Below are 13281 nucleotides of genomic sequence, written 5' to 3' on the forward strand. Positions count from 1 at the left end.
TTCAGTCAAGCACGCATGGTAGCCTATTTCACCCCAGTGCAATACCGGGGTGAATTCGCTATTTAGCCCAAGAACAGTTTGTAGACGGGATTGCTGCTCTCATCCCAGTAACGGTAGCCCAGGGTATCGAGGAAGCGGGCGAATTCTCCCATCTCGTCGGGCGGCACTTGCAAGCCGATCAGGATGCGGCCCACGTCGCCGCCCTGGCTGCGGTAATGACAAAGTGAAATATTCCAGTTCGGCGCCATGCTGTCGAGGAAGCGCATCAGCGCACCCGGGCGCTCGGGGAATTCAAAGCGGTACAGCAGCTCGTCCTGCGCCAGCCGGCTCTTGCCGCCCACCAGGTGGCGGATATGCGACTTGGCCAGTTCGTCGTGGGTCAGGTCCAGGGTCTTGAATTCGTGTTCCTCGAAGGTCTTGGCCAGGACGCTCGACTCATGCCGGTCGGCAATTTGAATGCCGACGAACACGTGCGCGGCTTTTTCATCGCTGATGCGATAGTTAAATTCCGTCACGTTGCGCGCGCCGATGAGCGAGCAGAAGCGCTTGAAGCTGCCCCGCTGTTCGCGCATGGTGACGGCAAACACGGCTTCGCGGAACTCGCCCAGTTCGGCCCGCTCGGCGACGAAGCGCAAACGGTCGAAATTCATGTTCGCGCCGCTGGCGATGGTGACCAGGGTTTCATTGTTGACAGGATGCTTGGTCAGGCTGGCCCGTTCCACATAGGCTTTGGCGCCGGCGATGGCCAGGGCGCCCGATGGTTCCAGGATGGAGCGCGTATCCGTGAACACATCCTTGATGGCGGCGCAGATGGCGTCCGTGTCGACCGTAATGATTTCATCGACATACGCCTGCACCAGGCGGAAGGTTTCCTCGCCGGCCAGGCGCACGGCCGTGCCGTCTGCAAACAGGCCCACGTCGTTCAGGGTCACGCGCTCGCCCGCTTTCAGCGAGCGGGCCATGGCGTTCGAATCGACGCTTTGCACGCCGATGATCTTGATGTCGGGGCGAATCTGTTTCACATAGGCGGCAATGCCGGCGATCAAGCCGCCGCCGCCGATGGGAGCGAAGATGGCGTGGATGGGGCCGGCGTGCTGGCGCAGGATTTCCATGCCGATCGTGCCCTGGCCGGCGATCACGTCCGGGTCGTCGAACGGGTGCACGAAGGTCAGCTTCTGTTCCTTTTCCAGGGTCAGCGCATGGTTGTAGGCATCCGTGTAGGACTCGCCGTGCAGTACCACTTCCACGTTCACGCCGCCGCGTCCCTTGACCGCCTCGACTTTCACCAGCGGCGTGGTGGTCGGCATGACGATGACGGCGCGGCAACCCATGCGCGCGGCCGACAGAGCCACGCCCTGGGCATGGTTGCCGGCCGAGGCGCAAATCACGCCGCGCTTGCGTTCCGCTTCGCTCAGCTTGGACATCTTGTTGTAGGCGCCACGAATCTTGAAACTGAACACGCTTTGCATGTCTTCGCGCTTGAAGTAAATCTGGTTGTTCAGGCGCTGCGACAGGGCAGGGGCCAGTTCCAGCGGCGTTTCGGTAGCGACGTCATAGACGCGGGCGGTCAGGATTTTCTTGAGGTAGTCGATGTTCATAGTCTGCAAGCAAGTGATTCTGGGCCAGAAAGGGTCTGGAGCGTGTCGGGCGATAGCGGCGGCGCCGCGGCGGATAGCCTGGCGACAATAATGCTCTGTGGAACTACGGGCGGGTATGCCTTTGCCTGCCAGCGCGGATTGTGCGGCGCGCAAGCTGCTCTTCATTATAATGGAGAGCCTTACTGCATCGCGAAGTGTTCCATGATCGAATCCGCAATCGCCTGGCTGCTGCAACTGATCGCAGCACCGGAAGTCGGGCTGACCTCGGTCTTTCTGATCAGCTTTATTTCCGCCACCCTGTTGCCGCTCGGCTCGGAACCGGCCGTGTTTGCCGTCATCAAGGCCAATCCCGCGCTGTTCTGGGCCGCCATCGGCGTCGCCACCTTGGGCAATACCCTGGGCGGCATCGTCGACTACTGGATGGGCTACCGGGCCAAGCAGGCGTTCGCCAAGGAGCGCGACACGCGCTGGTTCCGCTGGCTGGCCCGCTACGGCGCCAAGACCATGCTGCTGGCCTGGCTGCCCATCGTGGGCGACCCGCTGTGCACCTTGGCCGGCTGGCTCAAGCTGCCGTTCTGGCCCAGCGTGGCCTACATGGCCGTCGGCAAGTGCGCGCGCTACCTGACCATGACGGGCTTGCTGCTCTACGTACCCGATGGCGTATGGCACCGGATCGGCCAGATGCTGGCCTGAATGGGACTGGCTGCAACGCCCGTTTGCCCTATTTTTGGGCAGTTCGATAGTTTGCAGCAGACTCTGATTCTTGGCATTTTTGCGTCGAAAAATCATCAAGACTGGTTTTTTATTCATGCAAAATAGGGCTTTTCCGTATTTGCTATGGTGGCGGGTGAGGTGCTTAAACCTTGGGCGGCATAAGGCTGTTCCCGCATGGTGCGGCGCAATAAGATAAAATGGGTCTTTAGGGTCCAGTCCACATCGTCACCACACTCCATGAACGCTCCCGCACATATCCAAGCTTTACTGGCAGAAACGCCCAATGGTCCCGCAGCAAGCCGCCTGCGTGAAATCCCGTATAACTACACGTCGTTTTCCGATCGCGAGATCGTCATACGCCTGTTGGGGGAGGACTCGTGGCGCCTGCTCGACGAGCTGCGCGGCGCCCGCCAGACGGGCCGTTCGGCCCGCATGCTGTACGAGGTGCTGGGCGACATCTGGGTCGTGCGCCGCAATCCCTACCTGCAGGATGACTTGCTCGACAATCCGAAGCGCCGCCAGGGTTTGATCGATGCCTTGCACCACCGCCTGGCCGAAGTCGACAAGCGCCGCCTGTCCATCGATGTGGCCGGCGGCGACGCGCTTGCTGCCGGTGAAGCGCCGGAAGTGGCGCAAGCGCGCAGTGCCAACGTGGAACTGCTGCTGAAAGCGGCCAGCAAGGCCGTGGCCGATTTCGGCGACGAATTCCGCAAGACCTATGACTTGCGCAAGCGCACGGTCAAGGTGCTGGGCCGCTACACGGAAAAACACAATGTGCGCTTCGATGGCATGACGCGCGTCTCGCACGTGACGGACGCCACCGACTGGCGCGTGGAATACCCGTTCGTCGTGCTCACTCCCGACACGGAAGAGGAAATGGCTGGCCTGGTCAAGGGCTGTATTGAGCTGGGATTGACCATCATCCCGCGCGGCGGCGGCACCGGTTACACGGGCGGCGCGATTCCCTTGACGCCGATGTCGGCCGTCATCAACACGGAAAAACTCATCACTTTGGGCGCCGTGGAAATGACGGTCTTGCCGGGATTGAGCCACGAATACGCGACCATCAATTCGGGCGCGGGCGTGATCACGAATAAAGTGTCGGAAGCGGCGGAAAAGGCCGGTTTCGTGTTTGCCGTCGACCCGACCTCGGCGCACGCCTCTTGCATCGGAGGCAACGTCGCCATGAATGCGGGCGGCAAGAAGGCTGTGCTGTGGGGCACGGCGCTGGACAACCTGGCCTCGTGGCGCATGGTTGACCCGAACGGCGACTGGCTCGACGTCACGCGCCTCGACCATAACCTGGGCAAGATCCACGATATCGCGCTGGCACGTTTCCAGCTGGAATGGCGTCACCCGAGCACGCGCGACGCGACCAAGCCGAACGCGCCGTTCAAGACGGAAATCCTGGAAATTCCTGGCCGCAAGTTCCGCAAGGAAGGCCTGGGCAAGGACGTCACCGATAAATTCCTCTCCGGCTTGCCGGGCATCCAGAAAGAGGGTTGCGACGGCCTGATCACGTCGGCGCGCTGGATTCTGCACAAGATGCCGAAGTTCGCCCGTACCGTCTGCCTGGAATTCTTTGGCCAGGCGCGCGACGCGATTCCGTCGATCGTGGAAATCAAGGATTACCTGGACGGTTTGCCGGCCAAGGGCGAGCAATACACGACCATCCGCCTGGCGGGCCTGGAACACCTGGACGAGCGCTACCTGCGCGCCGTCGGTTACGCCACCAAGTCGAAGCGGGGCGTGCTGCCGAAGATGGCCCTGTTCGGCGACATCGTCGGCGACGATGAAAATGCCGTCGCACAAGCGGCGTCGGAAGTGGTGCGCATCGCCAACACCCGCGTGGGCGAAGGTTTTGTTGCCGTCAGCCCGGAAGCGCGCAAGAAATTCTGGCTCGACCGCGCCCGCACGGCCGCGATCGCCAAGCATACCAACGCGTTCAAGATCAATGAAGACGTCGTGATTCCGCTCAATCGCATGGGCGAATACACGGATGGCATCGAGCGCATCAATATCGAGCTGTCGATCAAGAACAAGCTGCAACTGGCCGAGGCCCTGAGCGAATTCTTTGGCAAAGGTAATTTGCCAGTAGGCAAGAGCGACGATGCGTCCGACGACCGGGTCGACGATGCGGAAATGCTGGGCGACCGCGCCGAGCAGGCACAACAGCTGCTGGCGCAAGTCACGGCACGCTGGACCTATCTGCTGGCCCAGCTCGATCGTCCGCTGGCGGACGTGAAGGGCGAATTGGCCGAACTGGGCATGGAGCGCTTGCTGCCCGTGTTCGATGCGCGCCTGGAAACGCAGCCGGACGCCACCCTGTTCGACGTGGTGCAGGACCGCACCGTGCGCATTACCTGGAAGCAAGAGATTCGGGCCCAGTTGCGCCAGATCTTCAACGGCGCCGCTTTCAAACTGATCCTCGACGAGGCCACCGCCATCCATGCGCGCATCTTGCGTAGCCGCGTGTTTGTCGCGCTGCACATGCATGCGGGCGACGGCAACGTGCACACGAACTTGCCCGTCAACTCGGACAATTACGAAATGCTGCAGGACGCCCACGAAGCCGTGGGCCGCATCATGATTTTGGCCCGCTCGCTGAACGGCGTTATTTCCGGCGAACATGGTATCGGCATTACCAAGCTGGAATTCCTGACGGAAGAAGAGATCGGCGAATTCCGCAGCTACAAGCAGCGCATCGATCCCGAAGGCCGTTTTAATAAAGGCAAATTGCTGAACCTGCCAGGCATGGGTGCCGACTTGCGCAATGCCTACACGCCATCGTTCGGCCTGATGGGGCACGAGTCCTTGATCATGCAGCAAAGCGATATCGGCGCCATCGCCGACAGCGTCAAGGATTGCTTGCGTTGCGGCAAGTGCAAGCCCGTGTGCTCGACGCACGTGCCGCGCGCCAACTTGCTGTACTCGCCACGCGACAAGATTTTGGCGACCTCGTCCCTGATCGAAGCCTTCCTGTACGAAGAGCAGACGCGCCGCGGTATTTCCATCAAGCATTGGGAAGAGTTCGAGGACGTGGCCGACCATTGCACCGTGTGCCATAAATGCGTCACGCCTTGCCCCGTCAACATCGATTTCGGCGACGTGTCGATGAACATGCGCAACTTGCTGCGCAAGATGGACAAGAAGAGCTTTAATCCTGGCACCAAGGCCACGATGATGTTCCTCAACGCCACCGATCCCGTGACCATCAACGCCACGCGCAAGGTCATGATCGGCTGGGGTTACAAGGCGCAGCGCCTGGGCCACGACTTGCTGAAGAAGTTTGCCAAGAAGCAAACCAAGGCACCGCCGCCATCGACGGGCAAGCCGCCCGTCAAGGCGCAGGTGATCCACTTCATCAACAAAAAGATGCCGGGCAACTTGCCGAAGAAATCGGCGCGCGCGCTGCTCGACATCGAAGACGACAAGGTCATTCCGATCATCCGCAACCCGAAGACGACGACGGCCGATACGGAAGCCGTGTTCTACTTCCCCGGTTGCGGTTCGGAGCGCCTGTTCTCGCAAGTGGGCCTGGCCACACAGGCGATGCTGTGGGAAGTGGGCGTGCAGACGGTCTTGCCGCCGGGCTACTTGTGCTGCGGTTATCCGCAGCGGGGCGCGGGCGAGTTCGACAAGGCCGAGAAGATGATGACGGATAACCGCGTCCTGTTCCACCGCATGGCCAACACGCTTAACTACCTCGACATCAAGACTGTGCTCGTCTCGTGCGGTACTTGCTACGACCAGCTGGCAACGTATCAGTTTGAAAAGATTTTCCCAGGCTGCCGCATCATGGATATCCATGAGTATTTGCTGGAGAAAAACGTCAAGCTGGAAGGCGTGAACGGCACGCGCTATATGTACCACGAGCCATGCCACAATCCGATGAAGCTGCAGGAATCGGGCAAGACCATCAATTCCCTGATCAGCACGGTCGATAACGTGAAGATCGAGAAGAATGACCGTTGCTGCGGCGAATCGGGTTCGCTGGCCGTCACGCGCCCCGACATTTCTACGCAAGTGCGTTTCCGCAAGGAAGAAGAGATGGTCAAGGGTGCCGACAAGCTGCGCGGCGATGGTTTTACAGGTGACGTGAAAATCCTCACCAGCTGCCCGTCGTGCCTGCAAGGACTCTCGCGCTACAATGATGATTCGGGCACGACGGCCGACTACATCGTCGTCGAGATCGCCAAACACTTGCTGGGAGAGAACTGGATGCCGGATTACGTGAAACGCGCCAATGACGGCGGCATCGAACGGGTGCTCGTGTGACCTGTGATTTATGCCAGTTGCTCGACAGCTTCGCCAGCAAGCAGGGTTGTGAAACCTTGCTGTGGCGCAGCGAGCGCCTGTCCGTCGTGGCCGTCGATGACCCTGCATATCCCGGTTTTTGCCGCGTGATCTGGAACAAACACGTGAAGGAAATGACGGATTTGACGCCCGGCGAGCGCAATTACGTCATGGAAGTCGTGTGGCAAGTCGAGCTGGCCGTGCGTGAAGTGATGCAGCCGGAAAAGGTCAACGTGGCCAGTTTCGGCAACATGACGCCGCATGTGCACTGGCACGTGATTCCCCGCTACCGCGACGACGCGCATTTCCCGAACCCGAGCTGGGCTGTCGTGCAGCGCGAGACGGTGCCCGAGGTGCTGGCCGCGCGCCGCGCCCTGCTGCCGGCACTGCGCGACGCCATCATTCAACGTTTATCCGCATAAAGTATCGTCATGACTGAAAAAACAGCAACACCGCAACCCACCGGCTTGACCGTGCACAACCAGTCGCGCGTGCTCGACGTGGCGTTCGACGATGGCAGTGAATTTGCGCTGCCGTTCGAATACCTGCGCGTGTATTCGCCGTCGGCCGAAGTGCAGGGCCATGGCAAGGGCCAGGAAACCTTGCAATTAGGCAAGCGCCTGGTCGGCATCACGGGCCTGGAGCCGGTCGGCAACTACGCCGTGCAGCCCACCTTCAGCGATGGCCACAATTCCGGCCTGTACACCTGGGCCTATTTGTACAAGCTGGGCGCGCAGCAAGCGACCCTGTGGCAGGATTACCTGGACCGCCTGACGGCAGCCGGCTACCCGGGCGACAGCGGCCGCGACGCCAAGGCCGACATGACGATCAAGCAATCTTCCGGTCACGTTCATGGACCGAGTTGCGGGCATAAGCATTAAGGAAAAATAAATGCGGTAATCTTGTCGGATTGCCGCAGATCCATTCGTCGTATGAATGCCCGCGCTTGCGGGCATTTTTCTTTTGGAGAAGAGACTATGGAATACCTGATCCTGATCTACGCCGACGAGGCACGCTATGCCGCCATGCCAGACGAGCAGATGGCCAGCCTGATGGCCGACTTTGCCAGCTATACGCAGGACCTGGAGGCCGCTGGCGTGCTGCGCGGCGGGGCCCAGCTGGCGCCCGTGCGCAGCGCCACCAGCGTGCGGGTGCAAAACGGCAAGCCCGTTGTCACGGATGGGCCGTTCGCGGAAACCAAGGAGCAGCTGGGTGGATATTACCTGCTCGACTGCGCGCACCTGGACGAGGCGCTGGCCTGGGCCGGGCGTTGTCCGGCCGCTTCCCTGGGCACCATCGAAGTACGGCCTGTCACAGCATAAACATGGCCGGCGACGCCCTGTCGGCCGTCGAGTACGTCTTTCGCCAGGAAAGGGGCAGGGTGCTGGCCGGCCTGATGCGGCGTTTCGGCGACCTGGGCCTGGTGGACGATGTGTTGCAGGAAGCGTGCCGCAAGGCGCTGGAACTGTGGCCGCGCACGGGCATCCCCGATAATCCCGCCGCCTGGCTCAGTTCCGTGGCGCGCAATGCGGGGCTCGATCACGTGCGCCGGGCAGGCAAGAGCGTCGGCGAGGCCGAGGCCGTGTTGTCGCGCCTGCCGGCGCCCGTGATTGAAGAAGCGCACGCCATCGAAGACGACCGCCTGCGCCTGCTGTTTATTTGTTGCCATCCCGCGCTGGCGCCCGAGGCGCAGGTGGCGCTGGCCCTGCGCACCCTGTGTGGCCTGTCCACGGGCGAGATCGCGCGCGCCTTCGGCCTGGCGGAAGCTGCCCTGTCGCAGCGGCTGTTGCGCGCCAGGCGCAAGATCGCTGAGGCGCGCATTCCTTTCGAGTTGCCGCCGGAGCAAGAGTTGCAGCAACGGCTGGCGCAAGTGCTGCACGTGATTTACCTGGTGTTCAGCGAAGGCTATTGCGCCAGCGCCGGCGATGCTTTGCTGCGCGCGGACTTGTGCGCGGAGGCGCTGCGCCTGGGACGGCTGCTTGACAGCCTGCAGCCCGGCCAGCCGGAAGTGCAGGGCTTATCGGCCCTGATGATGCTGCAGGCGTCGCGCGGCCCGGCCCGCCTGTCGCCCGAGGGTTTTTTGCTGACCCTGGAAGAGCAGGACCGGCGCCTGTGGGATGACGCCCTGATTGCCGAGGGACTGGCGCTGCTGGAACTGGCCTTGCCGGCGCGCGCACCGGGGCCATATCAATTGCAGGCGGCGATTGCCGCCTTGCACGCCAAGGCTCCCACGGCCAGCCAGACGGACTGGCGCCAGATCAGCGCCCTGTACGGCGCCTTGCTGCGGCACAAGCCGGAGCCGTTGATCTTGCTCAATGCCGTGATCGCCTGCGCGATGGCGCATGGCGCCACACATGGCCTGGCGTGGCTGGAACGCCTGGAAGCCCTGCCCAGCCTTGCCAATTCGCATTATCTGCACGCGGCCCGGGCCGACTTGCTGCGCCGCCAGGGGGACCGGCCGGGGGCGCTGGCAGCGTATGCCCGGGCGGCAATGCTGGCTGCGAATGCAGTGGAAAGGCAATACCTTCTCCGGCGTCACGGGGAAATGCGCCTGCCGCTTGTATAATGCTCCCAAGTTCAAACAGACTGCCTACCATGACCAATACGACCCATTTCGGATACAAAACAGTTGCAGAAGACGACAAAGTGCGCGAAGTCGCCAAGGTGTTCCATTCCGTCGCTGCCAAATACGACGTGATGAACGACTTGATGTCGGGCGGGCTGCACCGTCTGTGGAAGACGTTCACCATTGCCAACGCGGGCGTGCGCCCCGGTTTCAAGGTACTCGACATCGCCGGCGGCACGGGCGACCTGTCGAAGGCCTTCGCCAAGCAGGCGGGTCCTACCGGTGAAGTCTGGTTGACCGATATCAATGAATCGATGTTGCGCGTGGGCCGCGACCGCCTCTTGAATCGCGGCTTGCTCACCCCCACCTTGTTGTGTGACGCGGAAAAACTGCCATTCCCCGATAATTATTTCGACCGTGTCAGCGTGGCCTTTGGCTTGCGCAACATGACGCACAAGGATGTGGCGCTGGCGGAAATGCGCCGCGTGCTGAAACCGGGCGGCAAGTTGCTGGTGCTGGAGTTTTCCAAGGTGGCAGCGCCCCTGCAAAAGCCGTACGACCTGTATTCGTTCTCGGTTTTGCCGTGGTTCGGGCAGAAAATCGCCGGCGACGCGGAAAGCTACCGCTACCTGGCAGAATCGATCCGCATGCACCCGGACCAGGAAACCTTGAAGACCATGATGGAAACAGCGGGCCTGGAACGCGTGCAGTACTACAATTTGACGGCAGGCATTGCCGCTTTGCACACCGGTATCAAGATGTAATGCATCAACGTTGGTGATTTTAGGAGATGGAATGAAATTGAAGAAATTTATGGTCGGCATGATGCTGGCCGCGACCACGGTATCCATGCTGGGCGAGGCGCTGGCCCGTCCCATGGGCGGTGGCCGTTCGTTTGGCCGCCAGTCGCAAAACGTGGGCCGCCAGGCGCCCGCACCGGCACCAACCCCGGCACCGGCCGCCGCGCCACGCCAGGCGCAACCTGCGCCGGCTCCCACACCGGCCCCTGCCGCCAAGGCACCAAGCCGTTGGAAGGGTTTATTGGGCGGCGCCTTGCTCGGTCTGGGCCTGGGCGCCTTGCTGTCGCATTTTGGCCTGGGCGGCGCCTTGGCCAGCATGATCAGCACCCTGCTGATGGTGGCTTTGCTGGCCGGCGTAGCCTTCTTTATCTACCGCATGGTGCGCGGCAAGCGTGACAGCAATGCCGGCGGTAATGCGCCGTTCGCGGGTTTTGGCGGCAACCAGCCTGCGCCAGCAGGCAACGTGCCTGACATCGGTTCGCGCATCCCGCCGCTGCCGCCGTTGCAGCCTGTCTCGTCTGGCGTAGGCCTGGACAAGCCGGCCCCGGCTGCCGCGCCATGGGGCGTACCAGGCGACTTCGACAAGGATGCCTTCCTGCGCCACGCGAAAAGCAATTTCATTCGCCTGCAAGCGGCCTGGGACAAGGCGGACGTCAACGATATCCGTGAATTCACGTCGCCGGAAGTGTATGCGGAATTGCGCATGCAAATCCAGGAACGGGGCGCGCAGCCGGACTTTACGGATGTCGTCACCATCGATGCCGAACTGTTGGGCATCGAGACGAGCGTCAACGATTACCTGGCCAGCGTAAAGTTTACGGGCCTGATCCGTTCGGCGCCGGGCGCCGCGGCCGAACCGTTCGCGGAAGTATGGAATATGTCGAAACCCGTCAGCGGCAATAGCGGCTGGGTCCTGGCAGGCATCCAGCAATTGAATTAATTGTAAAAACTTGCTGAATACTGGCTTAAGTCCATGCGGAATGCATGATGCTTAACAGATATTTCCTGCTGAACTGGTAAGATCGAAACCGCCCACGTTGTTTTACGGGCGGTTTTTTCTTTTTAGGGGCGCGAAGCGCGCAACATGATGGCACCACTTTCCGATCTCTCCCTGATGACGCCCGTCATCGCGACACTCAACCACTTGCTGGCGCAAGAGCCGTGGGCGCGCCAGCAGCTGGCCGTGCACGCCGGCAAGCTGGCCTGCATCGACACGGGCGCCGTGGCCTTGCGCCTGCGCGTCGACAGCGCAGGCATGCTGGAGGCGGCGCCTGCCGACATGCCGGCCAACGTCACCATCCGCGTGAAATTGTCCGATGTGCCGCTGATCCTGCAAAACCGCGAGCGGGCGTTTTCGTATGTGAAAATCGAAGGCGATGCGGAGTTTGCCAATGCGATTTCGCAATTGAGCAAGGGCTTGCGCTGGGAAGCCGAGCACGACCTGGAAAAAGTCGTCGGGCCCATGCTGGCCACGCGCCTCGTTTCCGGCGCGAAAGATGCGGCCGCCTTTGTGCGCACGGGCCAGCAAAAGCTGGCGGAAAATGTGGCTGAATATTTTCTCGACGAACAGCCCATGCTGATCCGTCCTTCTACCTTGCAAGAGTATTCTGCTGGCGTGACGCGTGTGCGCGATGACGTCGAACGCCTGGCCAAGCGCCTTGCCCGGTTGGAAAAGGCGGCCGCCGCCGTCCAGCCGCAGTCCTCCTCACCGGATTTGTCTACATGATATTGAAATTTCTGCGCCTGTTTAAAATCATCCGTGTTTCCATCAAGTACGGTCTGGATGAGATAGCGATTTCTGGTCTGCAAGTTCCCCGCACCGCCAAATTGATCGACACCCTGATTTTCTGGCGCGACCTGTCGTCGCCACGGGGCTTGCGCCTGCGCCTGGCGCTGGAAGAGCTGGGCCCGATTTTCGTCAAATTCGGCCAGGTGCTGTCGACCCGGCGCGACTTGATGCCGCTCGACATCGCGGAAGAACTGGCGCGTCTGCAAGACCGGGTGCCGCCGTTCGATTCCGACCTGGCCATTGCGCAAATCACCAAGTCGCTGGGCGCGCATCCGGATCAGTTATTTGCCCGCTTCGAGCGCGAGCCGGTGGCGTCCGCCTCGATTGCCCAGGTGCACTTCGCCACCTTGAAAGACGGCCGTGAAGTTGCCGTGAAAGTCTTGCGTCCAGGCATGAAAAAGCTGATCGACGAAGACGTGGCCCTGATGCACATCGCCGCCGACTGGACCAGCCGCCTGTGGGCCGACAGCAAGCGCCTGAAACCGAAAGAAGTGGTGGGCGAGTTCGACAAATACCTGCACGACGAGCTGGACCTGATGCGCGAGGCGGCCAACGCGAGCCAGCTGCGCCGCAACTTCGCCAACTCGGACTTATTGCTGGTGCCGGAAATGCACTGGGATTACTGCTCCAGCAGCGTTATCGTCATGGAACGCATGTATGGCATCCCCGTGTCGCAGACTGAGCGCCTGGTGGCGGCCGGCGTGGATTTGCGTAAACTCTCCAGCGATGGTGTGGAGATTTTCTTCACGCAAGTGTTCCGCGATGGCTTTTTCCATGCGGACATGCATCCGGGCAATATTCTCGTGTCGATCGCGCCAGAATCGTTCGGCCGCTATATCGCGCTCGATTTCGGCATCGTCGGTACCTTGAACGACTACGACAAAGATTATTTGTCGCAAAACTTCCTCGCCTTCTTCCGCCGCGACTACAAGCGCGTGGCGGAGGCGCATATCGAGTCGGGCTGGGCGCCGAAAGACACGCGCGTCGATGAGCTGGAAGCGGCCGTGCGCGCCTGCTGCGAGCCGATCTTCGACCGTCCGCTGAAAGATATTTCTTTTGGGCAAGTCTTGCTGCGCCTGTTCCAGACCTCGCGCCGCTTCAACGTGGAAGTGCAGCCGCAGCTGGTGCTGCTGCAAAAGACCCTGCTCAATATCGAAGGCCTGGGCCGCCAGCTGGACCCGGAACTGGACCTGTGGCAAACGGCCAAGCCGTATCTGGAAAAATGGATGAGCAACCAGGTGGGGCCGCAAGGCTTCATGGAGCGCCTGCGCGCCGAGGCGCCCCGCTATGCGCACATTTTCCCGCAACTGCCGCGCTTGCTGCACCAGGCCTTGACGGTGCATGGCGAGCCGCGCGAAAACGATGTGGAACTGATGAAAACCTTGCTGGCAGAGCAACGCCAGACGAACCGCTTGCTGAGCTTTATCGTGTACTTCGTGGGTGCCTTTGCCCTCGGTGCGCTGGGCTTGCAAGTGTTCATGCGCTGGCATCAACTGCCGTTTTAAAGGCTGAGGACGT

Annotated in this window: 11 protein-coding genes; 10 read left to right on the forward strand and 1 reads right to left on the reverse strand. The window is 61.3% G+C overall.

Annotation, left to right across the window (positions count from 1 at the left end):
* Nucleotides 1-62: 62 nt before the first annotated feature.
* The gene (gene ilvA, locus AC3IQ7_RS03615) at nt 63-1598 is read right to left on the reverse strand and encodes a threonine ammonia-lyase, biosynthetic (protein ID WP_034753344.1); all 1536 of its coding nucleotides are present in this window, start codon (nt 1596-1598) and stop codon (nt 63-65) included.
* Between the two features lie 201 nt (nt 1599-1799).
* Between ilvA and AC3IQ7_RS03620 the strand changes: the two genes are divergently transcribed.
* The 10 genes from AC3IQ7_RS03620 (at nt 1800) to ubiB (ending at nt 13268) form a co-directional block, all read left to right on the forward strand.
* Nucleotides 1800-2291 carry a YqaA family protein gene (locus tag AC3IQ7_RS03620; RefSeq protein WP_092718393.1) on the forward strand — a complete coding sequence of 164 codons (492 nt, stop codon included), beginning with the start codon at nt 1800-1802 and terminating at the stop codon, nt 2289-2291.
* A 258-nt stretch (nt 2292-2549) separates the two neighbouring features.
* Entirely contained in the window at nt 2550-6590 is a 4041-nt protein-coding gene (locus AC3IQ7_RS03625; protein ID WP_489208383.1) for a DUF3683 domain-containing protein, read from the forward strand.
* The gene (locus AC3IQ7_RS03630; protein ID WP_489208384.1) at nt 6587-7030 is read left to right on the forward strand and encodes an HIT family protein; all 444 of its coding nucleotides are present in this window, start codon (nt 6587-6589) and stop codon (nt 7028-7030) included. The genes AC3IQ7_RS03625 and AC3IQ7_RS03630 overlap by 4 nt, the downstream gene beginning before the upstream one ends.
* Nucleotides 7031-7039: 9 nt before the next feature.
* Complete coding sequence (locus tag AC3IQ7_RS03635) at nt 7040-7489, forward strand: gamma-butyrobetaine hydroxylase family protein (protein WP_099378497.1); 450 nt, start codon at nt 7040-7042, stop codon at nt 7487-7489.
* A gap of 96 nt (nt 7490-7585) precedes the next feature.
* Nucleotides 7586-7930, forward strand: coding sequence for a YciI family protein (locus AC3IQ7_RS03640; RefSeq protein ID WP_489208385.1), 345 nt, complete (start codon nt 7586-7588; stop codon nt 7928-7930).
* 2 nt (nt 7931-7932) lie between these two features.
* A complete protein-coding gene (locus tag AC3IQ7_RS03645; protein ID WP_489208386.1) occupies nt 7933-9174 on the forward strand; it encodes an RNA polymerase sigma factor in 1242 nt (413 codons plus the stop codon).
* 29 nt (nt 9175-9203) lie between these two features.
* Nucleotides 9204-9938, forward strand: coding sequence for a bifunctional demethylmenaquinone methyltransferase/2-methoxy-6-polyprenyl-1,4-benzoquinol methylase UbiE (gene ubiE / locus AC3IQ7_RS03650; protein WP_034753359.1), 735 nt, complete (start codon nt 9204-9206; stop codon nt 9936-9938).
* A gap of 31 nt (nt 9939-9969) precedes the next feature.
* Entirely contained in the window at nt 9970-10914 is a 945-nt protein-coding gene (locus AC3IQ7_RS03655) for a Tim44 domain-containing protein (RefSeq protein ID WP_489208387.1), read from the forward strand.
* A gap of 147 nt (nt 10915-11061) precedes the next feature.
* Nucleotides 11062-11700: a ubiquinone biosynthesis accessory factor UbiJ gene (locus tag AC3IQ7_RS03660; RefSeq protein ID WP_489210380.1), complete on the forward strand. Its 639-nt coding sequence runs from the start codon at nt 11062-11064 to the stop codon at nt 11698-11700.
* A complete protein-coding gene (ubiB, locus tag AC3IQ7_RS03665; protein ID WP_489208388.1) occupies nt 11697-13268 on the forward strand; it encodes a ubiquinone biosynthesis regulatory protein kinase UbiB in 1572 nt (523 codons plus the stop codon). The genes AC3IQ7_RS03660 and ubiB overlap by 4 nt, the downstream gene beginning before the upstream one ends.
* The last annotated feature ends 13 nt before the right edge of the window (nt 13269-13281 follow it).

The organism is Janthinobacterium sp. GL_088 (assembly GCF_057837845.1).